The 25,407-nt window shown below is 46.8% G+C and carries 24 protein-coding genes; 21 read left to right on the top strand and 3 right to left on the bottom strand.

Going from position 1 to position 25,407, the window contains the following annotated elements; genetic code table 11:
• Positions 1–74 precede the first annotated feature (74 nt).
• The 7 genes from RT717_RS07540 to RT717_RS07510 all read left to right on the top strand — a co-directional run bounded on the left by RT717_RS07540 (position 75) and on the right by RT717_RS07510 (position 6,796).
• Positions 75–1,253, top strand: a complete 1,179-nt coding sequence (locus tag RT717_RS07540) for an acetyl-CoA C-acyltransferase (protein WP_317491127.1) — start codon at positions 75–77, stop codon at positions 1,251–1,253.
• Positions 1,254–1,319: 66 nt separating this feature from the next.
• Positions 1,320–2,630 carry a toxin-antitoxin system YwqK family antitoxin gene (locus RT717_RS07535; protein WP_317491126.1) on the top strand — a complete coding sequence of 437 codons (1,311 nt, stop codon included), beginning with the start codon at positions 1,320–1,322 and terminating at the stop codon, positions 2,628–2,630.
• Between the two features lie 77 nt (positions 2,631–2,707).
• Positions 2,708–3,655, top strand: coding sequence for a phosphoribosylaminoimidazolesuccinocarboxamide synthase (locus tag RT717_RS07530; protein WP_317491125.1), 948 nt, complete (start codon positions 2,708–2,710; stop codon positions 3,653–3,655).
• 18 nt (positions 3,656–3,673) lie between these two features.
• A complete protein-coding gene (locus RT717_RS07525) occupies positions 3,674–4,051 on the top strand; it encodes an STAS domain-containing protein (RefSeq protein WP_151999824.1) in 378 nt (125 codons plus the stop codon).
• Positions 4,052–4,057: 6 nt separating this feature from the next.
• Positions 4,058–4,972, top strand: coding sequence for a ribonuclease Z (locus RT717_RS07520; RefSeq protein ID WP_317491124.1), 915 nt, complete (start codon positions 4,058–4,060; stop codon positions 4,970–4,972).
• A gap of 7 nt (positions 4,973–4,979) precedes the next feature.
• Positions 4,980–5,786 carry a queuosine precursor transporter gene (locus tag RT717_RS07515; RefSeq protein ID WP_317492346.1) on the top strand — a complete coding sequence of 269 codons (807 nt, stop codon included), beginning with the start codon at positions 4,980–4,982 and terminating at the stop codon, positions 5,784–5,786.
• Complete coding sequence (locus RT717_RS07510; protein WP_317491123.1) at positions 5,786–6,796, top strand: phosphotriesterase family protein; 1,011 nt, start codon at positions 5,786–5,788, stop codon at positions 6,794–6,796. Before RT717_RS07515 ends, RT717_RS07510 begins: the two co-directional genes overlap by 1 nt.
• Here the strand turns inward: RT717_RS07510 and RT717_RS07505 are convergent.
• Positions 6,793–7,539: a TrmH family RNA methyltransferase gene (locus RT717_RS07505; protein WP_317491122.1), complete on the bottom strand. Its 747-nt coding sequence runs from the start codon at positions 7,537–7,539 to the stop codon at positions 6,793–6,795. The genes RT717_RS07510 and RT717_RS07505 overlap by 4 nt on opposite strands.
• Between RT717_RS07505 and tamL the strand changes: the two genes are divergently transcribed.
• From tamL to RT717_RS07490, 3 genes are read left to right on the top strand one after another with little or no spacing between them, the layout of a single operon-like run.
• Positions 7,511–9,988, top strand: coding sequence for a translocation and assembly module lipoprotein TamL (gene tamL, locus RT717_RS07500; protein ID WP_317491121.1), 2,478 nt, complete (start codon positions 7,511–7,513; stop codon positions 9,986–9,988). The two genes, RT717_RS07505 and tamL, sit on opposite strands and share 29 nt — an antisense overlap.
• Positions 9,989–10,035: 47 nt before the next feature.
• Positions 10,036–10,935, top strand: coding sequence for an oxygen-dependent coproporphyrinogen oxidase (hemF, locus tag RT717_RS07495; RefSeq protein WP_317491120.1), 900 nt, complete (start codon positions 10,036–10,038; stop codon positions 10,933–10,935).
• Positions 10,932–11,492 (top strand): phosphatase PAP2 family protein, encoded by a 561-nt coding sequence (locus RT717_RS07490; protein WP_317491119.1) that lies wholly within the window; start codon positions 10,932–10,934, stop codon positions 11,490–11,492. Before hemF ends, RT717_RS07490 begins: the two co-directional genes overlap by 4 nt.
• Here the strand turns inward: RT717_RS07490 and RT717_RS07485 are convergent.
• Both RT717_RS07485 and RT717_RS07480 read right to left on the bottom strand, forming a co-directional pair.
• Positions 11,478–12,176, bottom strand: coding sequence for a LytR/AlgR family response regulator transcription factor (locus RT717_RS07485; protein WP_151999832.1), 699 nt, complete (start codon positions 12,174–12,176; stop codon positions 11,478–11,480). The two genes, RT717_RS07490 and RT717_RS07485, sit on opposite strands and share 15 nt — an antisense overlap.
• Positions 12,177–12,208: 32 nt before the next feature.
• On the bottom strand, positions 12,209–12,796 hold the full coding sequence (locus tag RT717_RS07480; RefSeq protein ID WP_317491118.1) for a riboflavin synthase: 588 nt from the start codon (positions 12,794–12,796) through the stop codon (positions 12,209–12,211).
• A 138-nt stretch (positions 12,797–12,934) separates the two neighbouring features.
• Between RT717_RS07480 and RT717_RS07475 the strand changes: the two genes are divergently transcribed.
• The 11 genes from RT717_RS07475 to RT717_RS07425 all read left to right on the top strand — a co-directional run bounded on the left by RT717_RS07475 (position 12,935) and on the right by RT717_RS07425 (position 25,406).
• Positions 12,935–13,588 (top strand): protein-L-isoaspartate(D-aspartate) O-methyltransferase, encoded by a 654-nt coding sequence (locus RT717_RS07475; RefSeq protein WP_317491117.1) that lies wholly within the window; start codon positions 12,935–12,937, stop codon positions 13,586–13,588.
• A gap of 4 nt (positions 13,589–13,592) precedes the next feature.
• The gene (locus tag RT717_RS07470; protein WP_317491116.1) at positions 13,593–14,129 is read left to right on the top strand and encodes an acyl-CoA thioesterase; all 537 of its coding nucleotides are present in this window, start codon (positions 13,593–13,595) and stop codon (positions 14,127–14,129) included.
• A gap of 6 nt (positions 14,130–14,135) precedes the next feature.
• Entirely contained in the window at positions 14,136–14,636 is a 501-nt protein-coding gene (locus RT717_RS07465; RefSeq protein ID WP_317491115.1) for a hypothetical protein, read from the top strand.
• Positions 14,637–14,747: 111 nt separating this feature from the next.
• Entirely contained in the window at positions 14,748–15,725 is a 978-nt protein-coding gene (locus RT717_RS07460; RefSeq protein WP_317491114.1) for a c-type cytochrome, read from the top strand.
• Positions 15,726–15,839: 114 nt separating this feature from the next.
• Complete coding sequence (locus tag RT717_RS07455) at positions 15,840–16,247, top strand: sll1863 family stress response protein (protein ID WP_317491113.1); 408 nt, start codon at positions 15,840–15,842, stop codon at positions 16,245–16,247.
• Positions 16,248–16,442: 195 nt separating this feature from the next.
• Positions 16,443–17,663 (top strand): redoxin family protein, encoded by a 1,221-nt coding sequence (locus RT717_RS07450; protein WP_317491112.1) that lies wholly within the window; start codon positions 16,443–16,445, stop codon positions 17,661–17,663.
• 220 nt (positions 17,664–17,883) lie between these two features.
• Positions 17,884–18,912, top strand: coding sequence for a sensor histidine kinase (locus RT717_RS07445; RefSeq protein ID WP_317491111.1), 1,029 nt, complete (start codon positions 17,884–17,886; stop codon positions 18,910–18,912).
• Positions 18,909–19,625, top strand: a complete 717-nt coding sequence (locus tag RT717_RS07440) for a LytR/AlgR family response regulator transcription factor (protein WP_317491110.1) — start codon at positions 18,909–18,911, stop codon at positions 19,623–19,625. The genes RT717_RS07445 and RT717_RS07440 overlap by 4 nt, the downstream gene beginning before the upstream one ends.
• 41 nt (positions 19,626–19,666) lie before the next feature.
• A complete protein-coding gene (locus RT717_RS07435; RefSeq protein WP_317491109.1) occupies positions 19,667–22,258 on the top strand; it encodes a TonB-dependent receptor domain-containing protein in 2,592 nt (863 codons plus the stop codon).
• 232 nt (positions 22,259–22,490) lie between these two features.
• Complete coding sequence (locus tag RT717_RS07430; protein WP_317491108.1) at positions 22,491–24,290, top strand: sulfatase-like hydrolase/transferase; 1,800 nt, start codon at positions 22,491–22,493, stop codon at positions 24,288–24,290.
• A 66-nt stretch (positions 24,291–24,356) separates the two neighbouring features.
• Complete coding sequence (locus RT717_RS07425; protein WP_317491107.1) at positions 24,357–25,406, top strand: acyltransferase family protein; 1,050 nt, start codon at positions 24,357–24,359, stop codon at positions 25,404–25,406.
• The last annotated feature ends 1 nt before the right edge of the window (position 25,407 follow it).

The following is a 25,407-nucleotide window of genomic DNA, read 5'->3' as shown; positions in this document are numbered from 1 at the left end:
ACAGCCAGGCTGATATTGTTATAAGAAAAGTCGATCAATACACCCCATTTCATTAACCCGAAAATTATATCATTATGCAGGAAGTAGTTATCGTTTCAGCAGTAAGAACGCCCATTGGAAGTTTTGGAGGCGCTTTGGCTGGCTTGTCTGCCACTCAGCTTGGCTCTATCGCTATAAAAGGTGCGTTGGAAAAGGCTGGTGTTGGTGCAAAAGAGGTTGGTGAGGTATTCATGGGCAATGTCATTTCGGCCAACCTGGGGCAGGCTCCGGCCCGTCAGGCGTCGTTGGGTGCTGGCATCGGGCAAAATGTACCCTGTACCACCATCAACAAAGTGTGTTCTTCAGGCATGAAAGCGGTGATGATAGGAGCGCAGTCTATCATGACTGGGCAGAATGAAGTTGTGGTGGCTGGCGGTATGGAAAGCATGACAAACGTGCCTTATTATATCCCAAAAGCACGCTATGGCTACAAATATGGCCACGGCCAACTCATAGATGGCCTCATGCACGACGGATTATGGGAGATTTACAATGGCTTCCCGATGGGTAACTGCGCCGAGAATACCGCCAAAGAAATGAAGATCACCCGGGAGGAGCAAGACGCCTACGCCATCAACAGCTACAAGCGAGTGGCAGCCGCTACTGAAGCCGGTTATTTCAAAGACGAGATTGTTCCTGTTGAAATCCCCCAGAGAAAAGGAGATCCAATTTTGATGAAAGAGGACGAGGAATTCAAAAATGTGAACTTCGATAAGATACCTTCTTTGCGGCCTGTATTTGAAAAAGACGGCACGGTAACCGCCGCCAATGCTTCGACCATCAACGATGGCGCTTCTGCCCTGATCATCATGAGTGCAGCCAAAGCAAAAGAGCTGGGACTCATCCCCATCGCAAAAATCAGAGGCTTTGGCGATGCAGCGCAAGATCCCATGTGGTTCACCACCTCGCCATCGCTGGCCATCCCCAAAGCGATGAAAATGGCTGGCGTTAGTGCGGATGATGTTGATTTCTACGAGATCAATGAGGCTTTTGCTGCAGTAGCGATTGCCAACAACCGAAAGCTGGAGCTTGATCCAGCCAGGGTAAATGTGTTTGGAGGGGCTGTGGCATTAGGGCATCCACTTGGCTGCTCCGGCGCCCGGATTATCACAACGCTAAACAGTGTGCTGCGTCAGGAAGGTGGCACCATTGGCGTGGCAGGTATTTGCAACGGTGGTGGTGGCGCTTCCGCCATTGTCATTGAAAAAATTTAGCCAGTAAAAAATGAAAGTGGCGCCGCAACGTTATCAAGCGGCGCTCATTTTAAATTCGCTTGATGCATGATGAAAAACTGCCTTTTATTTAGCATGCTTCTCCTTCCTTTGGTTGTGGCCAGCCAAACCAAAATCACCACCTATCACGACCGGATCAAAGGCCTTAAAAACGAAGAATACTTTGTTCTGAATGCCGACAGCAGCCTAATAGATGGTAGGTATCTTAAATACAACCCGGAGGGCGTAGTCATCATCGAAGGCGATTACGTAAAAGGGAAGCGAAATGGCACGTTTTTTAACTACTACGACAACGGCAAGCTACAGAGAGAAACCATCTACATCGATGGCTTAAGGCAGGGGGAAACAAAAGTGTATCACCCCAACGGCAACCTGCTTCAAATCGCCGTCTTTAAAAACGACACGCTTTCCGGACAAATTATTTCCTATTACGAAGATGAGGTCGTCAAATCCTCCACTGAATTCAAAAGTGGCAAGCCCGATGGTGAGGTAGTGAATTACTACCCCAGCGGCGTGAAGAAAGAGGTGATCCACTACCAAAGCGGGCTACAGGACGGTGCCACCGAAACGTTCTACGAAAACGGAACCAAAGAAACCGAGGCCTATTATAAAAAGGGGAAGCTGGATGGGCATTTCAAAACCTACTATCCCTCAGGTACCCTAAAAACTGAAGCCTACAATGAGGCTGGATTGCAGAATGGCACCTATAAAACCTACTATGCCAATGAGCAGTTGGAGTATGCCGGCACCTACGTACAGGGAAAGCTAAGTGGTACTGCAAACGCTTTTTTTGAAGACGGAACGCCCTCACAAAAGCTGGTGTACAAAGAAGGATCCCGGGTAGGGAAAAACTACACGTACCATCCCAACGGCGCTGTGAAAACGGCAACTGACTACTCCAACAACGAGAAAGACCGCACCATTGAAGAGTTCAATACCTCAGGTCAGCTTCTCTCCACCAAAACCTACAAAGAGGACGTCCGCTCAGGGCAGTGGACAATTTACAATATTGCCGATGGATCATTCGTCAGAGAAAACTACATCGACGACAAGCTTGATGGCAAGAGGACAACATATAGTTCGAAAGAGATTATAACGGAGGAAGCCGACTTCAAGAATGGCAAGCAGCATGGTTTGACAATAGGCTACCACCTCAATAAAAAAACTGCTTACGAAACTTATTATGAGTACGACAGGAAGCACGGTTCGCACAAAGCCTTTGATAAGTCAGGCGATCTTATTGAAGAGGGTAATTATGTGAGAAATCTAAAAAATGGCACATGGAAATATTACGACCGTAAAGGACGATTGGAAAAGACGGTGACCTATAAACTGGGCAAGGTAATCAAGGAGCAATAGCCCGCCATCTCCTCACTGCTACATTTCAAAAAAGAAAATTTTTTAATACGCCACCCATCCATAAATTTGTCACCCTTATGGAAGCCCTCAAGGAAACCCAATTTCAATTCCCCGGCGTCACTGGCAAATACAAAGGCAAAGTGCGGGACGTGTACTACCTCGACCAACTGATGATAGTAGTTGCCAGCGATCGCATTTCAGCGTTCGATGTCATCCTTCCGAGGGCCATCCCGTTCAAAGGACAAATCCTGAACCAAATTGCAGCCAAGTTTCTGGCACTAACAAGGGACGTGGTGCCCAACTGGGTAACCGCAGTACCTGATCCCAATGTCACGATTGGTGTGAAGTGCGAACCCTTCAAAGTAGAAATGGTGATCAGGGGCTATTTGGCCGGACATGCCTGGAGAGAATATAAATCAGGGAAGCGTCAGGTTTGCGGAGTGCCTCTTCCCGACGGGCTAAAAGAAAATGACAAGCTCCCCTCTCCCATCATCACACCCACTACCAAAGCCTCAGAGGGTCACGATATGGACATTTCCAGGGAGGAAATCATAGCGCAGGGAGTGGTATCGGAAGCTGACTACATGCAGCTGGAGAAGTATACGCAAGCGCTTTACAAAAAGGGTTCGGAGTATGCGGCCTCGCAGGGACTTATTTTGGTAGACACCAAATACGAATTTGGGAAGCACGACGGCACCATCTATTTAATTGACGAAATACACACACCGGATTCATCCCGGTATTTTTACGCCGATACGTATGAGGCAATCCAGGCAAAGGGAGAGCCTCAAAAGCAACTCTCAAAAGAGTTTGTGCGGCAGTGGCTGATTGAAAATGGATTTCAGGGTAAAGAAGGTCAAAATGTGCCGGAAATGTCAGATGAGGTAGTAAACTCCATCTCACATCGCTATATTGAGCTTTTTGAGAAAGTAACAGGCGAAAAATTTCAGAAACGCAGCTATGCCGGGGTTGAATCAACCATAGAGTCGAACGTTTTGAAGAGCCTTAAAGAAATTAGTAAGTAGAAGTAAACACATAAACACATGAAGTATTCGTTAGATAAGAGCGAAAAATACAGCATCTTAAAAATTACACAGGAAAAACTGGATACCTCTACTGCCCCGGATTACAAATCCGAATTTGTAAAGCTGCAAGCTGAAGGCAGCTCCAACATGATCCTAGACCTTTCCGATGTAAAATATGTCGATTCGTCTGGCCTGAGTGCATTGCTTGTTGGCAACCGCTGCTTTTCAGAAGCTGGAGGCATCTTCGTTATGATCGGTATGAACGACCACGTGGTGAAGCTGATTAAAATATCGCAGCTTGACAAGGTGTTGAATATAGTACCTACCAAGGAAGAGGCAATAGACACGGTATTTCTTCATGAAATTGAAAGTGGACTCGAGGAGGAAGAAGAATAGTCTCCATTGAGCTTTGTATTAAAAATTCTTGGATCAAATTCCGCCGCCCCAGCGCACAACAGAAACCAAACGTCGCAAGTACTGGTGGTTGATGACGAGCACTTTCTCATCGATTGCGGAGAGGGCACTCAGCTTCAGCTAAAGAAATACAAAGTAAAGGCCACCAAAATCAATCATATTTTTATCAGCCACCTGCATGGCGACCACTACTACGGCCTGATAGGGTTGTTATCAACCATGCACTTGTATGGCAGAAAGGCCAGGCTTTTCCTCTATGGCCCGCCAGGCCTATCTGAAATCCTCAGTCTGCAGTTCAAGTACTCCAACACCACACTGAACTTCCCCATCCAGTTCAAAGAATGGGTGCCCGGCACTAGTGAGGTGCTTCTGGAAAATCAGAAAATCACTGTCAGTAGTTTTCCTGTCAGTCACCGAATTTCCTGTAGTGGGTTTCTTTTTCGGGAGAAACCAAAAAACAGACGGATTGAGAAGTCCTTGCTGCCCCCTAACGTTACGCCCACCCTGATCATTAAGCTAAAAAACGGAGAAGATCTGCTGGATGAAAATGGGAACATCAAATACAAAAATAGCGAGGTAACGCTCCCTCCCCGGCCCTCTTATTCGTACGCCTACTGCGCCGATACGAAGTACGAAGAGTCCCTCATCCAATACATTGCCAGTGTCGACATGCTCTATCACGAGGGCACCTTTCTGGATGACATGAGAGAGCGAGCTGAGCTAACGTTTCACTCCACGGCCGCACAGGCAGCTACCCTGGCGCTGAAAGCAGGTGTAGGCAAGTTGATCCTGGGCCACTTCAGCACCCGCTACAAAGAACTAAATCCTTTGCTGGAAGAAGCATTGACTGTGTTTAAAGAATCGTATCTTGGTATTGAGGGGACTGACTTCTCCCCTGCCTGACAGAAAAATGGAGCAAACACTCAACAACAAACGAACCAATCTCTTTATCGTCCTGAGCGGCATTTTTCTCACCAATGCCGTCGTCGCAGAGATGATTGGTGTCAAAATTTTCTCAGCCGAAGGCACCTTCGGACTGCCCCCGGCACAAATTCATCTCTTTGGCGACTTTGTGCTCGACTTCAACCTGACTGCAGGTGCCGTGATCTGGCCGGTGGTTTTCATCACCACCGACATTATCAACGAATACTTTGGCAAACAAGGCGTGAAAAGGATCAGCTATATGACCGCTGGCTTTATCGCTTACGTTTTTCTGGTCATCTATCTGGTTACACTGCTCGACCCCGCAGCCTTCTGGCTCGATGTCAACGGTACCGACAGTGAAGGGCATCCATTCAATATCAACTATGCTTTCAAAGTCATTTTCAGGCAAGGGCTTGGTATCATCATCGGATCACTGGTGGCGTTCCTTATCGGCCAGTTGCTCGATGTCTATGTGTTTCATCAGCTTCGCAAAGTAACCGGATCAAAAATGATTTGGCTCAGGGCTACCGGGTCAACACTCGTCAGCCAGTTCATCGATAGCTTCGTGGTATTGGGCATTGCTTTCTATGTCCTCGCTCCTGAAGGTGGTCGATGGAGTCTCTCTCAGCTTGCGGCAGTAGGCACCATCAACTACATCTACAAATTCAGCGTCGCTATCTTGCTCACGCCTCTGCTCTATGTTGCCCACTACTTCATCGACCGATACCTGGGCAAAAAAGACGCAGAAGCGCTGATTGAAGACGCTGCTGCAAAAAGTAAAGGCTTTTTCTGATGAGACTCTATTCCCTTTTATCGATCGCCGTTCTGGTTGCCTTGTCATATTGCAATCCGGCTACTCAACAGCCCGAGGTCATTTCAGTCAACGGCAAAATGACCCCCAGCGAAATGGGAACCACACTCATCCACGAACACATCCTGGTCGACTTTATTGGAGCCGACAGTGTTGGCTACCACCGATGGGACCGGGACAGCGTGATTGCCCAAACACTTCCCTTTCTGGTGGATGCCAAAAAAAGAGGTGTCAACACCTTCATCGACTGCACCCCTGCCTATTTGGGACGAGACCCCTGGCTGCTGCAGGAGCTCAGTGAGCTGTCGGGGCTGACCATCATAACCAACACCGGTTACTATGGAGCTGTCGGCAATAAGTACTTGCCTGAGCATGCTTTCACGGAAACGGCGGAACAATTGGCCACAAGATGGATCGACGAATTCCAAAACGGTATTGAGGGATCGGGCGTCAAGCCGGGTTTTATAAAAATCAGCGTCAATAGCGACGTGCCACTTTCCACTGTAGATCAAAAACTCGTTCGGGCGGCTGCCATCACACACCTGGCCACGGGAATGACCATCGCTTCCCACACGGGCCCGGCACTGCCTGCCCTGGAAGAAATCGCCCTGCTAAAGGCCGAAGGTGTTGATCCATCTGCGTTCATTTGGGTGCACGCCCAGATCGAAACTGATTTCACTTACTACAACAAAGCCTATGACCTGGGTGCCTGGATCAGTCTTGACGGGGTAGTTTGGGATGTGGAAGAACACTTGAAGCGACTCATCTATTGCAAGAAAAACGGTCTTTTAGACAAAGTGCTTATTTCCCACGACGCCGGTTGGTACAGCCCGGGTGAATTGAACGGAGGTGACTTCAAGGCGTTCACAGCCATTTTTGATGAGCTCATCCCCCTTTTGAAGCAAAACGATTTTTCAGAAAAAGACATAGACCAACTGCTGCGGGTCAACCCGGCACGGGCCTTTGCTATCAATGTAAAAGCAGCCAACTAGCTCTTTGGCCTGCGTACATTGTCACAAACTATGGCAGTAGCTACAGCTACGTTGAGCGACTCGGCACCACCGTGCCCCGGAATGGTAATAGGGTGACTCACCAGCGGTAGCAAGCCAGCAGAAATGCCGTTTGACTCATTGCCCATCACAATAAGCCCAACTTGATCGAATCTTTCGTCGTAGATGTTCTTCCCATTCAAAAGGGCGCCGTACACAGGCCCTTCGTACCCCTCCAACAGGGTGTTCAGCGCTGTATAAAAAACCTTCACTCTGGTCAGCGAGCCCATGCATGCCTGCACCACCTTCCCTGCAAACAGGTCGGTCGTTTCCGGAGAGCAATATACCTTGCCGATGCCATACCAGTCAGCTATCCTGATGATGGTGCCAAGGTTACCGGGATCCCTCACGTCGTCCAAAACAAGGGCAAACTCCGAGGCAACTGGTTCTTCAAACTGATAAGCTGGCATTTGAACAACAGCCAAGGCAGCATTGTTGGATTGTAAACCACTGGCCATTTCCAGTTCCCGCTCCGAAACTATTTCTACCGGAATAGGTGCCAGTTTTAGAATAAATTCGTTTTCTGCGTAAAAGGAAGAGGTTACATACAGCTCTATGAGCGTGAAATTTGATTGCAAAACTTCGAGCACACTTTTACCGCCCTCTACCACAAAAAGCCCCTCCTGCTTTCTGAATTTTTTTAATTGCAGTGATTTAATGAATTTTGCCCTGTTTTTCGAAATCATTCCCGTGACGGCTTCAATCCGCAAATTAGTATTTATAACCATTATTGCCGCTGCTTTTTCGGGCACCTTGTCGGGGTGTTTGGGATTGCGGTACCTTAAAGAAGACGAGAAGCTGCTTTACAAAGAATCAATAGAAAATGCCAAGGGACTGAATATAGATGAACTCGAAGCCCAATTTCAGCAAAAGCCCAATCGGCGAACGCCCATTTTCCCCTGGTCTCTATATGTGAATGTCTACTACTGGGGGCAACACAGGTACGATTCAGCAAAGTATCAAAGCAAAAAAGAAAGTGCCATTGCCAGGTACGATGCCAAGATTGCCAAAGCAACAGACAAAAAAAAGCCAAAAAAAGCAGAGCTTCTTAAATCAAGAAAGCTCAAGAAGGTCTCTAAAATTGACAAAACTTTAAAGGAAGGCAATTTATTCATGCGGTGGGGTGAGGAAGTCGCCGTTTTCAAGCCAGAGTTGCGAGAACAAACAGAGCAACAGCTTGTATCCTACCTTCAGTCGGAGGGGTATTTCAATGCCGGAGTTACCTCATCGCTGAAAGAAAAGGAGAAACTAGTGTCGGTGACCTATGAGCTTGAAAGAAACAAGCCGTATGTTATTGATTCGATATTTTACGGCATACCCGACGATGAGATCAAGGACATTGTACTTAACTCAGAGAATAAATCACTGTTAGTGAAGGGCGACAGATATCGCCAAAAGGAGCTGGCCAGTGAACGGGAAAGAGTCTATGAATCTCTTGTAAACAAGGGCTACTACAGATTCAATAAGCAATTAATTTCTTTTCAGGTGGACACGGCAAGCCTGGGCGGCAAAAAGGTCCTCATCGAAATCGCAGTGAAATCACCTGTAAAGGAACATGACCACAAAAGATTTGTCATCGACTCTGTAAACTTCATTACTGATGCCAATATCAATATCCCCGGTGAGAAGCGAAGCAATAGGATCTATCATGGTGTCAACTATAGCTTCTATGAGGAGCGATACAACAAAAAAATACTTGACTGGAGGGTTTTCATCTACCCGGATAGTATGTATAGCAGGGCCAACACCTTCGAGACGCAAAAGCAATTGGCCAACCTCGATATTTTCAAGTTTGTCAACATCAACTACGACACCGTAGGTACTCATTTCATCGCCAATATCTATACCAGCCCTCTTCAAAAGTTCCAAACCTCAACAGAGTTTGGTGTCAATGTAAGCCAGGGACTTCCCGGACCCTTTGTCAACGCCAATATCAAAGACAGGAATGTATTCAAGGGCCTTGAAATACTGGAACTGTCTGGCAGGTTTGGTATCGAAGGCGTCGCATCACCATCCGATGTAAAGGATGTGTATTCCAGCAAGGAGTACGGAGGGAATCTTGCCTTGACTTTTCCTCAGTTCATCACACCTGCCTCCTGGAGCAGACGACGAGACCAGGGGCGGCTCAACCCCAGAACACGCTGGCTGGTAGGTACTACCGTTACCGACAGGCGTGAGTACAAACGAACCAACTTTAACTCGACCTGGGCATACATCTGGCAAAAGGACAATAAACACCTGTTCAACCTTACCCTTGCCGATATCAGCTTTATTGACTCGGAGTTGAAGGACGACAAATTCAAAGAGTTACTTCAAGACTACGCCGACAGAGGCAACCGATTGATCAATTCCTTTAACCCATCTTACGTTGGAAGCACCAGCTTCTCGATGGCGGTCAACAACAATAGCTATGGTATTACTAAAGGGAATGCCAGCTTTTTCAGAATTTTTGTCGAAAGCAGCGGAAACTCACTCTGGTTCTTCAATGAGGACAATCTCATTAGTGACCGGTTGGAGTACTACCAATTTTCTAAAGCCAATTTTGACTTTCGAAAGGTCACCAACCTATCATCGAAGCACGATCTTGCCTACCGCTTCAACGTTGGGGTGGCTGTGCCCTACGGGATAAACACCGTGCTTCCCTATGAAAAGTACTTCTTTGCTGGCGGAAGCAATGGTATTAGAGCCTGGCGCCCCCGGCGGCTTGGCCCAGGATCCTACACGCCTCCACTCAACGACAACCCGGAAAAAGACGGGCTCTACGACTACAGCTTCGAACAACCAGGAGAAATCTTACTAGAAACAAGTGTTGAATATCGCAGAAGGCTTTTCAGCTTTGTATCGTGGGCGTTTTTCATTGACGCAGGTAACGTGTGGACGCTAAGAGATGACGTCACCAGGCCCGGAAGCCAGTTCAAAGTTGACTCATTTGCTAAAGAAATCGCAGTTGGATCTGGCTTTGGCCTGAGGTTTGATTTTTCGTTCCTTATCCTCAGGCTCGATGCGGGAGCAAAGATACATGATCCTGCAAGACCTCCCGGACAAAGATGGGTGTTCGACAAACTGCTGACCAACTTCCCATTTGGCGAAAAAGAGCAGACTATTCTGAATATTGGAATCGGGTACCCGTTCTAGTTTTGTGGTTCTCCTATATTTGCCATTGAATTGATATCGTTGAAGCTATGCCTGGAAAAGAAGAAATTACAAATTGGTTCAAAGGCTTACAGGATAATATCTGTGTGTCACTGGAAGCAGCCGATGGCACTGGTTCCTTTGAAGAGGATGCCTGGGACAGGCCTGGGGGCGGCGGTGGCAGGTCACGGGTGATAAGAAATGGAAAAGTAATTGAAAAAGGAGGCGTCAACTTTTCAGCGGTATGGGGCCCAACACCCGAAAAAGTTCTTCAGTCCTTTGGCCTCGACCATGCAGATTTCTACGCTACCGGCGTTTCCATCGTACTCCACCCCTCCAATCCTTTTGTACCCATCATTCACATGAACGTTCGGTACTTTGAAATGAGCAACGGCGTTTGCTGGTTTGGCGGCGGCATCGACCTCACCCCACACTATGTAAACCCCAACGACGCCCTCTATTTCCACCAGGCACTCAAAAACACCTGTGACAGGCACAACCCGGCTTACTACCCAAAGTTCAAGGAATGGGCTGACAACTATTTCTATGTGCAGCACCGCCACGAGACCCGTGGCATTGGTGGAATATTCTTCGACCACCTGAAAGCAGAAGATGGAATTTCGATGGATGACCGGTGGAAGTTTGTACAAGACGTGGGCAACACTTTTGCACCTACTTACACGCACTTTATGGCCAGCAATAGCTCGCAGCCTTATGGTGAGCGGGAGAAAAACTGGCAAATGCTGCGAAGAGGCCGCTATGTGGAGTTTAATCTCGTGCTCGACAGGGGTACAAAATTTGGATTAGAAACAGATGGACGTATTGAGTCGATATTGATGAGCTTGCCGCCATTGGCTGGCTGGGAATACAACCACCAGCCTGAGGCAGGTACGCCGGAACATGACACGCTTTTGTCCCTTAAGAAAGGGGTTAACTGGTTGGGCTTATGAACTGGCTAATTGAGTTAGACCAACAATTTTTCCTGTGGCTCAACTCGCACTATGCCAGTTGGCTTGACGGCCCCATGCTGCTGATAACTGGAAGAAATACCTGGATTCCGCTTTACCTTGCTCTCATTGCCTGGTTAATCTACCAGCAAAAAAAGGAGGCGGTTTGGTCAATACTTGCCATAGTGCTCACCATTGTGATAGCCGACCAGCTGACCTCTGGCCTTATGAAGCCATTTTTCGAAAGACTGAGGCCATGCCATGACCCCGCCATCGCCTCACTGGTTCATCTGGTTGACGGATGCGGAGGGAAATTTGGCTTTGCCTCCTCACACGCAGCCAACACTTTTGCACTGGCCACGTTCGTCAGTCTATTGCACACAGGAAAACCCTACTGGCACTTTGTGTGGTACGTCTGGGCCGCAGTAGTGACTTATAGCAGGATTTACGTTGGCGTGCACTACCCCGGCGATGTACTTGTGGGAGCCCTTGTGGGTATTGCCGCAGCCTACACCATTTATCTGATTGGGAGGAAAACAGGCAGACTAAAGCATGTTTAGCTTCTTGATGAATTTCTCTTTGTAAGAAGCTCCTACCGGCACACTCTTATCACCTATCATGATATTCGATTCCTCAAGATGATCCACATTGTCGATATTAATAATGTACGACCTGTGAACCCTGGCAAAGGAGGTGGTGGGGAGCCGCTTTTCTATACCTTTCATTGTGTAGTGAACAATGTACTTTCCTTTTTTGGTGTTGAAGATCACGTAATCAGCCAGCGCTTCTACAAACAGCAGGTCACTTAGCTGAATCCTCACAAGCCTGCCATCGCACTTCACAAAAACGTGGGTTTGTTTTTCTACAAACCTGCGAAGTGTCTCAATATTCTCTTTGCCTTTAGTGGCGGCCTTCAAAAAACGTGGGTATTCAAAAGGCTTTACGAGGTAGTCGACTACACTATTCTCAAATGCCTGAACAGCATACTGCTCTTCGGAAGTGATGAAAACAATCTGGTAAGATTTATCCAGCGACTCCATTAATTCGAGCCCCGACATTTCTGGCATTTGGATATCCAGAAACAGCAAATCGACGTCAGCATCCTCCTTCACCAGTATGTTTTTGGCTTCAATCGGATTGGCAAGCTCATAGCTCAACGTCAGAAATTCCGTTTTTTCAATGTAGTGTTTAACCAGCTTTCTCGCCAGCGGATCGTCATCCACTACCATGCATTTAACTTCCATAGTAAATTCTTAAGGTTGAAGGTTCAGGTCGATTAGTATCCTTTTATTATTCTCTGAATATATTTCCCCAAAATATCAAATTCAAGATTAACATTAGTACCCTTGTCGATATTTTTGAAATTTGTGTGCTCAAAAGTATAGGGAATTATAGCCACCCTAAACTCCCCTTTTCTTGAGTTGAAACAAGTCAGGCTTACACCATTGATGCAAATAGAGCCTTTTTCGACAGTCACATTGCCCAATGCGTCATCATACTTAAAATCGAACAGCCAACTGCCGTCTTCTTCCGTTCTGCTTATACAAACGCCTACCTGGTCAACATGGCCTTGCACTATATGACCATCGAACCGACCATTGGCCAGCATGCATCTTTCCAGGTTAACAAGGTCGCCTTCTTTTAGCAACCCCAGCGCCGTCTTCTCCATTGTCTCGTGGATAGCCGTAACCTGATGCGCTCTACCGGCAACGCCAATCACCGTCAGGCAAACACCGTTGTGAGACACACTCTGATCAATCTTTAGCTCGGGGCTAATCGCACTTTCGATTGTGAAAGTATAGTTGGATCCATACTTTTCTATCTTCTCTACTTTCCCGGTAGTTTCAACAATCCCTGTAAACATCTCAATTATTAATTATCCAGCGAATTTAACTGGCAGAAGCTCCCCACGGTAGCCTTTTCCAATATCTTTCAAAAGTAATGAACAAAACTGATCGCCTTCTGTGCCCCGTACTGTCAATTCAATTAAATTGCCATCAGAATGGAAGACAGCTACAGGCACAAAGGGCTAAGAAGAGGACTTGTAAATACGTTAATTGAAAAAGGGATTAAGAGCAAAATGGTGCTCGACGCCATTGGCAAAGTACCTCGCCACTTTTTCTTCGACAACGCCTTTGTAGAACACGCCTATCAGGACAAAGCCTTTCCCATTGGGGAAGACCAAACCATTTCTCAGCCCTACACCGTAGCGTTTCAAACACAGCTAACGGGCGCAGGTTCAGGAAGTAAAGTCCTGGAAATTGGCACCGGATCTGGCTATCAGTGTTGCATTTTATTGGAGCTTGGCGCTGAAGTCTACACCATTGAATATAACAAAGTGCTTTATGAGAGAACTCGTAAGTTTCTCCCCTCCATGGGATATAAGGCCTATTTTTTTCAGGGAGACGGGTCGAAGGGCATGCCTAACTTTGCTCCATTCGACGCTATTTTAGTCACGGCCGGAGCGCCCACAATTCCCACCGCACTTGTTGAGCAGCTAAAGCCGGGAGGCAGGCTGGTGATACCGGTGGGTGACGACAAAAGCCAAAAAATGATTCGGATAACCAAAAAAGAAGGCAACAAACTGGTGAAAGAAACTTTCGATAATTTTAGCTTTGTGCCATTACTGGGCGAGCATGGCTGGGGCAAAAAATAACGAGATGGCAAAAAAAGCAAAGAGTGCAAAGGAATCGGAAGTAGTCATGACAGAGCTGGTGTTGCCCAACGACACCAACACGCTCAACAACCTCATGGGAGGTCGGCTGATGCACTGGATGGATATAGTAAGCGCCATTGCGGCACAAAAGCATTCAAACCGCATAGTGGTAACAGCTTCCGTCGACAACGTTTCGTTTGGCAAACCGATTCGGCTGGGGAACGTTGTGACGCTTAAAGCACAAGTTACAAGAGCCTTCAACTCGTCGATGGAAGTATATATCCAGGTGACAGCAGAAGACATCCCAGGCAATAAAAAAATTGACAGCAACACGGCTTTTTTCACTTTTGTGGCTGTAGACCAAACCGGCCGGCCAATTGATGTGCCGGAGTTGACTCCAGAAACGGAATTTGAAAAGGAACTCTACGAAGGTGCCCTTCGCCGCCGTCAGCTGAGGCTGGTGTTGGCAAAAAGGATGAAGCCTGAGGATGCCGTAGAGTTGAAGTCTATTTTTAAGTTAAAACCTGAAGACCTAAGCTAAATCACTATGGGCGCTGATCTCCATCCGGCTTCGTTGAAAGCTTTGTTTACTGAAGAGCTTTACCTGATTGGTGAAAAGCAAAGTGCTCAGGCTCCGGCAGAAAAGCCAGCCCCTGTTGAGGCCACAAAACCGGAGGAGACAAAAGCCGCAATGGCTGAAGCAGCCGCTCCCAAACAAAACACGCTGATCATTCTCAAACAACCTTTTCAGGCACTCGAAGCGTCGCAGAAAGAGCTGCTGACCAAAATCACAGCGGCAGTTAGCATAGACCTGAGAAGTGCTGTGCTCATCAGCGAATCGGATTACAAAGCCAATCCGGCGCAAACAGTTTCCTTCAGCAAGGTGCTCTCTTTCGGCGTGGAGTTGCCGGTCTCTACCTCTAAATACTCCGTTATCAAAAGAGATGGCCAGCAGTACCTGGCCTCCGATAGCCTGGCTGCCCTCGAACAAGCCATTGCACTAAAAGGAAAGCTTTGGAAAGCCATGCAGGAAATGTTCCTTAGCTAGCAATCGGTTCGATACCCTTTCGTTTTTAATTTCCGATGTCGTATTTTGGAGACAATTTTTTATGCTTTTCCAGCCTTGGACATTTTTGTAAGCTAACCAACTCTATCTAATATGAATAAGATTCTAAAGGTGACGATTATCGTCATCAGTCTGTTAATCCTGATAATTGCGTCAGGCTTGTCCTACCTGAAATTTGCACTTCCTGACGTGGGGCCTGCCCCCGAGATATCAGTTGAAGGCACCGAACAGCAAATTGAACGAGGCCGCTACCTCGCTAACCACGTGAGCGTTTGTATCGATTGCCACTCCACACGTGACTGGAGCAAATTTGCCGGACCTCCTATACCTGGCACAGAAGGCAGAGGCGGTGAACTTTTTGATCAGAGCTTTGGCTTCCCGGGTCGTTTTGTTTCGAAAAACATCACACCTCATCATTTGGAAGGCTGGACGGACGGCGAAATTTTCAGAGCCATTACAACAGGCGTTAGCAAGCATGGAACGGCCTTCTTCCCAGTCATGCCTTACAAATACTATGGCAAAATGGACACAGAGGATATTAAGTCGATTATCGCCTACGTCCGCTCACTCTCTCCAATAGCATTTGACCCGGACCCGTCTGCTGCCGATTTTCCGGTCAATTTCATTATCAACACCATGCCAGCGGCAGCCAGCCCTAAAAAAATGCCAGATCCAAAAAATGTAGTCGAGTATGGCGCCTATGTGGCAAATGCCGCAGGCTGCGCCGAATGCCACACCAAGCAGGAAAACGGAACAGTGGTAGGTGAGCTTTTTGCGGGCGGCTTTGAATTTAACATGGGCAACGGCTATATGGTATCGTCCATGAACATTACCCCACACGAAACGGGCATAGGCAAGTGGACAAAAGCTGCCTTTATCCAGCGGTTCAAGCTTTACACCGACACCACCTACGTGCTACCTGATGTAGATATGGCAAAAGGCGAGTTCCAAACTGTGATGCCATGGACCATGTACGCTGGCATGACCGAGCAGGACTTAGGGGCCATTTACGAATATTTGCAAACAATTGATCCCGTGCCAAACACAGTGGAACGCTGGAAAAAGCTTTAAACCATGCATTCTTTATCCTCTAAAAATCAGGCACTTACGCTCATGAATGAAACAAAATAGTTTTAAAAACGCTATAACTAGTTGTAACCAGTTATAAATTTTAAATTAAAAACTATGAAAATTCTAAGAGGTGTATTGATGTCAGCTATACTGTCGATGTTGTTCTTTAGTTGTACCCAGAACTCAAAAAAAGAGGCTGAGGACATGAAAGAGAATGCAACAGAAGCGGTAGAAAATGCGACTGATAAGATCAAAGTTGAAAAGGCGAAGCTTACTGCCAAAATTGAAAATCAGATTGACGAGTTGGATGAGAAGCTCGACGGTTTAAAGGACAAGATGGATGAAGAAAGCGAAACGCTCAAAGAAAAACTCAATGATCAAAAAGAGCAGCTTCAGTCCAAACTGGAGGGCGTGAAAGAGGCAACAAAAGACAATTGGAATGGTATCAAAGAAGATGCAACCACAGTTGTCAACAATGTAAAAAAGGAGTTCAACGATGTGTTCAAAAAAGAAGAGAGCTAAAAAATCGGTGGACTATTACATAATCAAAATGAAGAGTGGACGTTTGTCCACTCTTTCTGTTTAGGGGGTATTTTGCCCATTCCCCAATGATTTTCTCTTCCTACCATCACATTTCATTGCCTTTGGCCAAAGTTATTGATAAGTTCGAAAAATCGACAGACACGAAACCGTCCTAATATTGTTATTATTGAAACTATGAAAATTCTAAAGAATTCATTTGCTGCCGTTATTGTGTTCGCCACAATATTCTCTGCATGCCAAAGCAATAAAAATGAAAGCCAAAGTGCCGAAGCCACTGAAACGGAAGCATCGGGTGAAATGAAGCCCGCTTTTGTTGCCAACCCGCAGTTCATCGCCAAAAGAGAAGTAACAACGCTGGAAATAGGAGCAAAAGCACCAGACTTCAACCTACCGGGTGTTGATGGAAAGTTCTACACCCTTGATGATTTCAGTGAGGCCAGTGTGCTTGTGATCATTTTCACATGTAATCACTGCCCTACTGCCCAGGCCTACGAGGACCGTATCAAAGCTGTTGTAAACGATTACAAAGGCAAAAGTGTGAAGCTGATAGCCATTTCGCCCAACAGCCCTATGGGACTACTCTACGAAGAACTAGGGTACACCGACCTGAACGACGACTATACGGCTATGCAACTCAGAGCCGACTATATGGATTACAATTTTCCTTACCTGTACGACGGCGACACTGAAGAAGCCTCTCTGCAATATGGCCCGGTGGCTACTCCTCACGCTTTCGTTTTCGACAGCAACAGAGTGTTGACCTACAATGGTCGTCTTGACAAAGTAGAAAAGCCTGGCACCACCAACTCAGAGGATCTTAGGGCTGCCATAGACGCTACCCTTGAAGGAAAACCTATTGCTGAGCCGGTTACAAAAGTCTTCGGCTGCTCCACAAAGTGGGGATGGAAAACAGACATGAGAGAGCGGGTGGACAAGGACTGGAACAGCAGAGAGGTGAAAGTTGAAGACATCGATTTGGCTGGAATCAAAACTTTGCTAAAAAATGACAACTCGAAAAAGCTAAGACTTATCAATGTGTGGGCTACCTGGTGCGGCCCTTGTATGCTCGAGTACCCCGAGTTCATTGCTATTCAGCGCATGTATGGCGCCCGTGATTTCGAATTTGTATCCATCTCGGCCGATAAGCCAGAAAAGAGAGACAAAGTGCTCGAGTTTCTTGACAAAAAAGAATCAGGAGTGCCTAACTACCTATTTACAGGCGGCGACAACTATGCTATGGTTGATGCGTTTGGTGACGGTTGGGACGGCGCATTGCCTTACACAGCACTGGTGGAGCCGGGAGGCAAAGTGGTGTACGAGCACCAGGGAGAAGTCGACTTCCTCGAGTTGAAAAGAGCCATTGTAGAACATGAGATGATAGGCAGAGTGTACTAACACTCCCACATTTCCCGTCCTGAAAATTTGAAAAGTGAAGTCTGGAAACGGGCTTCACTTTCGTTTTTTAAGGGAATTGCTTGAAAACCATCCTCAAAAATCAGCCATTCTTCCTCAAATTCCCTCCCTACGTCCATTAGTGAATGTTACAGGCCAACTCTAAGCCATCTTTGTATGTTTAATAGGCTGTTGACACTGTCATCAGTGTAAAAATCATAGCATGGCAATAATAGAAACCAACGGAAAGAACTTGAGAATACTCCTCCATTTTGGAGTATGGTTCATTCTGTTTTTCTTTCCCGTCTTCGTTTTTTATGGCGACACACTCGACATAAGCATTGTGGCACGCAGAACCTGGGCGCCAATGGGATTCTCCGTCATCATTTTCTATGTAAACTACTTCATCTTTATTGAAAAATTCATTTTCGACAGAAAAGGGCTGCGATTTATTGTTTCCAACATACTGCTAGTGGCAGTCTGCATTTTTTTACACAGTCAAATCAGAGAAATCTTTTTTGAAAGCCATGATCGGCCTCACTCATCAAGTTTCAAAATATTCTCAGTTTACTGGGAGTCAATCACGGCCATCATCACTATTGGACTTAGCATGGCAGTGAGGATGACGCAAAGGTGGATTGAATCTGAAAACCTAAGGAGAAACTCCGAAAATGCACAATTGCATTCAGAGCTCACCTATCTTCAGTATCAGTTGCAGCCTCACTTTTTCTTCAACTCACTTAACAATATATACTCGCTTGTAGACAGCTCTCCTGAAAAAGCGAAGGAAACTATTCACAGCCTGGCCAAGCTGATGCGCTACATGCTTTACGAGGCCAAGGAAGGCAAAGTATCACTAGTAAAAGAAGTGGAGTTTCTGGAGAAGTTCATTGACCTGATGGAGATAAGGCTTCCGGCTAACATCAAGGTGAAAAAGAATTTTAGCAAGGTGCAGGAGGGTGCCACCATCACCCCACTTCTTTTCCTTCCACTTGTGGAAAACGCCTTCAAACACGGGGCCAGCGGTTCTGCAAAAGGAGTCATTGAGTTTGAGCTGGCAATGGCAGAGGGCGAAGTGACGTTTACAGTTGCAAACCCTAACCTGCCCAAAACTATCGATGACAAAAGTGGTTCGGGCATAGGGCTGGTCAATCTTGAAAAAAGGCTGGACTTGATGTATGCAGGTAAATACAGCATTGAGCATAATGTAGCGGACGGCATTTACAAAACAGAGCTAAAAATTAAGCTATGAAAAAGATCCGCTGCCTGATTGTCGACGATGAGCCATTGGCACTCAACCTTATTGAGGGCTACGTGGAAAAAACGCCTTTTCTCGAGCTGGCTGGAAAATGCAGTAGTGCGTATGAGGCCTTGGAAAAAATAGCCGCTGAAAAAATAGATTTACTGTTTCTCGATATTCAAATGCCTGGGCTTACTGGCATGGAACTTTCGAGATCTTTGAAAAATGGCCCCAAGGTCGTTTTCACAACAGCGTTCGAAGAATACGCTCTGGAAGGCTTCAAAGTCGACGCAATAGACTACTTGCTTAAGCCATTTAACTACGAGGAGTTTCTGAAGTCAGCAAATAAGGCCAGAGAATGGATATCGGTGGCTTCAGGCGGTAGCTCGGAAACCGATCCCAATGCCCTTTTTGTCAAATCAGAATATAAACTGGTAAAAATCGACTTGAAGAAGGTGCTTTATATCGAAGGGCTGAAAGACTACGCAAAAATATTCCTTCAGGATCAAACAAGGCCCGTCATGACACTGATGAGCTTGAAATCTCTGGAAGAGCAGCTTCCATCTCAACAATTCATGAGAATACACCGGTCTTTTATTGTGAGACTAGACCGCATTGACCTGATAGAAAGAAACAAAGTGGTCATTGGACAGGTGGGCATCACGATTGCAGACGCATATAAAGAAACATTTCAGGCATACCTGAACAAAAAATCAGTGAAGTAATGAAACTAACATACAACATAAAGTCAAATAGGATCCTTAGGATGAAAAAGCTTTTAACCATCATGTTTACAATTGGCAGCGTAGGACTTGCCGTAGCCCAGCCGGCAGCAATAAGCAATACGCCTATGCAGGCTCCTGGGGAGGCCAGCTACAGAAGCATGCCTGCAGCCGCAACTGATGCCGGAAACGGCGAAATTGAGGGAGTTGTACTGGACACTGAAACAAATCAGCCAGTAGAGTTTGCCACGGTTTCGCTTATCGACCCTGCGACGGACAAGCCCATCGACGGCGCTGTATGCGACAACAAAGGTCAGTTCAAAATCTCAAAGGTTGAACCAGGTACGTACAACGTAGCTATTTCTTTCATCGGCTATGAAAGGCAGGTAATTGAAGGCATCACTGTTGAAGACAAAAAAGATAAGGTAAATCTTGGCGTTATCAAGCTGGGATCTGCCACCGAGGTACTGCAGGAAGTTTCCGTCGTGAGCCAGCGTGACATGGTGGAAGAAAAAGTCGACCGGACTATATACAATGCCGAATTGGATGCGACCACGAGAGGCGGCAACGCTACTGACGTGCTGAGACGTGTGCCAATGCTTTCAGTGGATATGGACGGCAACGTGAGCCTTCGTGGCAATGAAAACATTAGGGTGTTAATCAACAACAAGCCATCGGCGATCATGGCAGCCAATATTGCTGATGCTTTAAAGCAAATCCCCGCAGACGAAATAAAGTCCGTGGAGGTTATCACCTCTCCCTCAGCTAAATATGATGCAGAAGGAACTTCGGGAATTATAAACATTATCACCAAGAAGAACAACCTGCAGGGCGCCACACTTAACCTCAACACAGGGGTGGGCTACCGAGGCTCAAACCTGGGGCTGAATGGAGCTTTGAAAACCAAGAAACTGGGACTTTCGCTGGGTGGCTTCGGCAGGTCAGAGTACAACACCACAGGTAGTTTTGAAAACAGGCAAACTACCATCAGCAACGGTGTAGAAACCTTTACCACCCAGGAAGCGAGCACCACCTCCAACAGGCTATTTGGACGATACACTTTTGGACTTGATTATGACTTCAATGAGAAAAACTATCTGACCGGATCAGTACAGCTGGGAGCCAGAAATGGCAGGGGCACTCAGGACGACCTAACCAGCCAATCTTTTCAGGACGGTGTTTTAGTTAGGGAAACGTTAAAGGATGTTACAACAAAGGATTTATCGAATAATATTGATGTAAGCCTGGCATACACTCACGTATTTGATAAGCCTCAGAAAGAACTTACCATCATGGGTATGTGGAGTATAAACGACCGAACAAATGACTTCACTAACTACAATTACGATGTAGACGATGAAACACTGTTGACCAGGCTAAAAAACCTCAACGACAGCTATGACGAAGAAACCACTTTGCAAATTGACTACACCAGCCCTATTGGTGACAAACAGCTAGTTGAATATGGTGCCAAGCAAATCATGAGAACCGCTGTTAGCGACTACACTTACCTCAGCGCCGATGGTGAAAATGGCAGCTACGTGCAGCTGGAAGGGACTACACTCAACAACAACCTGGATTACAGACAGGGAATTACATCAGGGTATTTGTCGTACACTGCCACCCTGCCTAAAAACTACAGCGTGAAAGCAGGCGCCAGATACGAATACACTACTATAACCGCTTTTACCAAGACTGAAAGTGACATCGACATTCCATCTTACGGTGTTATTGTGCCAAGCGTTAACCTGTCAAAGAAACTGGAAAACGGCAACATGGTAAAACTGGGATACAACAGAAGAATACAACGCCCATCTATCAGGTTTCTGAACCCTAACATACAAGCTTCTAATCCGTTGAACATCTCAATTGGAAACCCCGAACTAGACCCTGAATACACCAACAACTATGAATTGGGCTACAGCTCCTACTTCAAAAGGTCTTCTGTGCAGACAGCACTTTTCGTCCGCAACACCACTGGCGCCATCAGTAGCGTGCGTGATGTAAGAGGCGACACCATCAGAACCACCTACCAGAATATCGGCCAGGAAGATGCTTACGGCATCAACCTTTCTGCCAATATAAATTTTGGAAAGCTAATGCTGAATGGTGGTTCAGATGTGTACTATGCAGTGCTTTCTAACAATAACCCTGACCCCATTTACAATGCCAGTAATACGGGTATTGTGATCAGTGGACGGTTTTTCGGAAACTACGACCTGGGCAACGGATATGGCTTGCAGATGTTTAGCTTTTTCCGTTTGAGAAGAACTGAGCTACAGGGCTACAGAGGTGGGTTTGGGATGTACAATCTGGGCGTGAAGAAAGACTTCAACAACAAGCGTGGAAGCATTGGCCTTGGCGTGCAAAACTTCCTGAACCCCAAGCTCAAAGTGAAGAGCGAAACCATCACTCCTATCATCGTACAAAACAGTGTCGATATCAGAAATAACCTAAGCTTCTCGTTGAACTTCAGCTATCGCATTGGTAAAATAACTACTGATGGCCCACAGCGCAGAAGAAAATCCATTCAAAACGACGACCTGAAAGATGGTGGTGACGGTGGTGATAGCAATGGAGGCGGTGCCCCTGCTGCAGCTCCTGCTGCTGCCCCTAGAAGAGGCAGAGGAAATTAAGCCTGAATCAGGCGCAAACGAATAATTTAAGTTTGGTAGGGATAAAGGCCGTGGCATATTTGCCCGGCTTTTTCTTTTTATTTTCGGAGTGATTCGTCGGATCGTGTTTGCCGTTTCTCAATCTTCAGGCCACCCTGTAATTTCTTTTTGCTATCTTTTGGATTGTAACTACACCTACACCTCTATGTTAGCTGATAAAGCAAAGCCAGGCAGCCTAATTACCCTACTCCTAATGACTAGTCTTTTTTGGTCATGCGAGCAAAAAGAAGAACTAACCCCACCCAACATACTATGGATTGTCAGTGAGGACAATAGCCCCATTATTGGTGCTTATGGCGACGATTTCGCTACCACTCCCACTCTCGATTCCCTGGCGGCCGTCAGCGTTCTCTACACTAACGCCTTTGCCACCACACCAGTGTGTGCCCCTTCCCGGTCGACGCTCATCACAGGCATGTATAGCAATTCCCTTGGCACGCTACCTATGCGCAGCCCCTACCCCATACCGGACTACATGCGTTTCTTTCCTAACTATCTAAGAGATGCCGGCTACTACACCACCAACAACTCAAAGAAGGATTACAATACAGTAGATCAACCTGAATGTTGGGACGAGTCAAGTAACAAGGCGACTTACCTGAACCGGCAGCCTGGTCAACCCTTCTTCCATGTGCAGAATATTTTCATTACTCATGAAAGTCAAATCCATGATTCGATTCCCTGGGGAGAGTTGAAGCATGATCCTACGAAGGTCCCGATGCCTCCGTACCATCCCCGCACCAAAGACATGGAGCACGACTGGGCGCAGTACTACGACCGTATACAGCAAATGGACTCTCAAGTGGCTGGCATTCTGGCCGACCTGAAAAAGAGTGGTGAAGCCGAAAACACCATTGTCTTTTACTACTCCGACCATGGCGGAGTGCTGGGCAGAAGCAAACGATTCATGTACGAATCAGGACTTCACATCCCTTTGATTATCAACTTCCCGGAGAAGTACAAGCACCTGGCACCATCAGCAGCAGGCTCTAAAATTGATCGTTTGGTTAACTTTGTGGACTTTGGCCCAACCGTTCTAAGTCTGGCAGGCGTAACAGTGCCTGACTATATGCAGGGCAAGCCGTTTTTAGGTAGCCAGCAGGCGGAACCGAAGCAATATGTCCATGCTTACCGGGGAAGAATGGATGAGAGAATTGATCTGGTAAGAAGTGTGAGAGACAAACAGTTCAGGTACATCAGGAACTACATGCCTCACAAGCCCAATGGCCAGCACCTTTACTACCTATGGCTGGCACGCTCTATGCCTTCGTGGGAAAAGGCTTTTAAAAATGGTGAATTGAATGACGTGCAATCAAGGTTTTGGCTGCCAAGGCCTGCCGAAGAACTCTACGACGTTGCAAAAGATCCGGACAACATCAACAACCTGGCAGCAGACCCGGCATATGCTAATACTTTGATGGAGCTTCGCAATGAAAACCTAAAGTGGGTAAAAGAGATCAGCGATGCCAACTTCCTGCCGGAGCCAATGACGGCCGAAATATCGGAAGTGCAGCCTGTCTTCGACTATGTGAGAGGCAAAGACTTCCGGATGGACTACGTGATTGAAACCGCCGACCTGGCAAGTATGCGTGATCCTTCTGCGCTGCCTGAGTTGATCAAGAGGCTTGATGACCCCAACGCAGCCGTAAGGTATTGGGCAGTTACCGGCACCATGATACTGGAGGACAAATCACCCGAAACAAAAGCCGCTCTGCTCAAAATGGCTAAAGATCCCTCGGCAAGTGTGCGGCTGGCTGTCGCTGAAGCCCTTTACAAATCGGGAGTTAAGAAAGAAGCGCTTGATATCTGCGTCTCCGAACTGCAATCTCCCAGAGCGATTACCCGGGTGTATGCAGCTAACGTGCTTGAAGAATTTGGAATGGATGCACTTCCTGCAAAGCAAGCCCTCGAGCAATCACTTACCGACAGCGTGGGGCAGGCCATCAGCGAGACACCAAAAGCTATCAACCACATCCTTGACAAATTGAATTAAGCTATGTCAACGCCCGCACTAGCAAACCAGCGACTGGTATCTCTCGATGTAATGAGGGGGCTAATAATGATATTACTTGCAGGCGAAGCTTGTCGGGTGTGGGACTCCATCCACGAACTAAGCCCTGAGAGTTTCCTTGGAAGTTATATCATGATCCAGTTTTTTCACCACCCGTGGAATGGCCTCCGCTTCTGGGACCTGATACAACCCGCTTTCATGACCATGGCAGGCACGGCCATGTATCTTTCCTATATACAGAAAGAAAAGAAGGGCATTAGCTGGGAAGACAATTGGAAGCACATACTAATCAGGTGCCTCAAGTTGCTGATAGCAGGTACGGCACTGCATTGTGTGTACAGCGGCAAACTGGTCTGGGAGCTTTGGAATGTGCTGACCCAACTGTCGGTAACCACACTTATTGCTTACCTGATTATTAGGAAGTCATTTGCATTCCAATTCACAATATCAATTGGATTGCTGGTGCTCACAGAACTTCTGTATCGTTTCATTTTAATGCCAGGCTTCGACCAGCCATTCGTAGATCAACACAACTTTGGCAACTACATGGACACGGTGCTGATGGGCAAAATCAACGGGGGAGGCTGGGTAACCATCAACTTTATTCCTACTGCAGCGCACACCATCTGGGGAGTGTTGATAGGCAAATGGCTAATGGAGGGCAAGCCATCGTCGGTGAAACTAAAACGGTTGTCAATAGCTGGAGCCAGCTTTTTGGCCGTAGGTTTTGCGATGGATTTGGCTGGCATCACTCCTATAATCAAGAGAATCGCCACCAGCTCGTTCACTATTGCGTCGGCTGGGTGGGTAATTCTTTTTGTGGCACTTCTTTTTTGGTGGGTCGATATCAGAAAACGACAAAGAGGGGTACTAATAGCCACAGTAGTTGGAATGAACTCCATCTTCATTTACTTGTTTTTTGAAACGGTTGGCCACCAATGGCTCAATAAGACCCTGGCGGTCTTCGCTGGCGGCTTCACCGGTTTGCTCGGCGCAGGTGAACATTGGCAAGCCTTATTTGCGGCTTTGGCGGCGTGGGTCTTCACCTGGTATCTGTGCTATTGGCTGTACCAACGGAAGATTTTCTTTAAGATGTAGC

Source organism: Imperialibacter roseus (assembly GCF_032999765.1).
Lineage (GTDB): Bacteria > Bacteroidota > Bacteroidia > Cytophagales > Cyclobacteriaceae > Imperialibacter > Imperialibacter roseus.
The sequence above is the reverse complement of the archived record's forward strand: the minus strand, read 5'-3'. Positions and strand labels throughout refer to the sequence as shown.

What these genes read in the sequence shown, in the direction of transcription:
- RT717_RS07540 (WP_317491127.1), top strand. Translation starts at nt 75, where the DNA reads ATGCAGGAAGTAGTTATCGTTTCAGCAGTAAGAACGCCCATTGGAAGT.
- RT717_RS07535 (WP_317491126.1), top strand. Translation starts at nt 1,320, where the DNA reads ATGATGAAAAACTGCCTTTTATTTAGCATGCTTCTCCTTCCTTTGGTT.
- RT717_RS07530 (WP_317491125.1), top strand. Translation starts at nt 2,708, where the DNA reads ATGGAAGCCCTCAAGGAAACCCAATTTCAATTCCCCGGCGTCACTGGC.
- RT717_RS07525 (WP_151999824.1), top strand. Translation starts at nt 3,674, where the DNA reads ATGAAGTATTCGTTAGATAAGAGCGAAAAATACAGCATCTTAAAAATT.
- RT717_RS07515 (WP_317492346.1), top strand. Translation starts at nt 4,980, where the DNA reads ATGGAGCAAACACTCAACAACAAACGAACCAATCTCTTTATCGTCCTG.
- RT717_RS07510 (WP_317491123.1), top strand. Translation starts at nt 5,786, where the DNA reads ATGAGACTCTATTCCCTTTTATCGATCGCCGTTCTGGTTGCCTTGTCA.
- tamL (WP_317491121.1), top strand. Translation starts at nt 7,511, where the DNA reads ATGAATTTTGCCCTGTTTTTCGAAATCATTCCCGTGACGGCTTCAATC.
- RT717_RS07505 (WP_317491122.1), bottom strand. Translation starts at nt 7,539, where the DNA reads ATGATTTCGAAAAACAGGGCAAAATTCATTAAATCACTGCAATTAAAA.
- hemF (WP_317491120.1), top strand. Translation starts at nt 10,036, where the DNA reads ATGCCTGGAAAAGAAGAAATTACAAATTGGTTCAAAGGCTTACAGGAT.
- RT717_RS07490 (WP_317491119.1), top strand. Translation starts at nt 10,932, where the DNA reads ATGAACTGGCTAATTGAGTTAGACCAACAATTTTTCCTGTGGCTCAAC.
- RT717_RS07485 (WP_151999832.1), bottom strand. Translation starts at nt 12,176, where the DNA reads ATGGAAGTTAAATGCATGGTAGTGGATGACGATCCGCTGGCGAGAAAG.
- RT717_RS07480 (WP_317491118.1), bottom strand. Translation starts at nt 12,796, where the DNA reads ATGTTTACAGGGATTGTTGAAACTACCGGGAAAGTAGAGAAGATAGAA.
- RT717_RS07475 (WP_317491117.1), top strand. Translation starts at nt 12,935, where the DNA reads ATGGAAGACAGCTACAGGCACAAAGGGCTAAGAAGAGGACTTGTAAAT.
- RT717_RS07470 (WP_317491116.1), top strand. Translation starts at nt 13,593, where the DNA reads ATGGCAAAAAAAGCAAAGAGTGCAAAGGAATCGGAAGTAGTCATGACA.
- RT717_RS07465 (WP_317491115.1), top strand. Translation starts at nt 14,136, where the DNA reads ATGGGCGCTGATCTCCATCCGGCTTCGTTGAAAGCTTTGTTTACTGAA.
- RT717_RS07460 (WP_317491114.1), top strand. Translation starts at nt 14,748, where the DNA reads ATGAATAAGATTCTAAAGGTGACGATTATCGTCATCAGTCTGTTAATC.
- RT717_RS07455 (WP_317491113.1), top strand. Translation starts at nt 15,840, where the DNA reads ATGAAAATTCTAAGAGGTGTATTGATGTCAGCTATACTGTCGATGTTG.
- RT717_RS07450 (WP_317491112.1), top strand. Translation starts at nt 16,443, where the DNA reads ATGAAAATTCTAAAGAATTCATTTGCTGCCGTTATTGTGTTCGCCACA.
- RT717_RS07445 (WP_317491111.1), top strand. Translation starts at nt 17,884, where the DNA reads ATGGCAATAATAGAAACCAACGGAAAGAACTTGAGAATACTCCTCCAT.
- RT717_RS07440 (WP_317491110.1), top strand. Translation starts at nt 18,909, where the DNA reads ATGAAAAAGATCCGCTGCCTGATTGTCGACGATGAGCCATTGGCACTC.
- RT717_RS07435 (WP_317491109.1), top strand. Translation starts at nt 19,667, where the DNA reads ATGAAAAAGCTTTTAACCATCATGTTTACAATTGGCAGCGTAGGACTT.
- RT717_RS07430 (WP_317491108.1), top strand. Translation starts at nt 22,491, where the DNA reads ATGACTAGTCTTTTTTGGTCATGCGAGCAAAAAGAAGAACTAACCCCA.
- RT717_RS07425 (WP_317491107.1), top strand. Translation starts at nt 24,357, where the DNA reads ATGATATTACTTGCAGGCGAAGCTTGTCGGGTGTGGGACTCCATCCAC.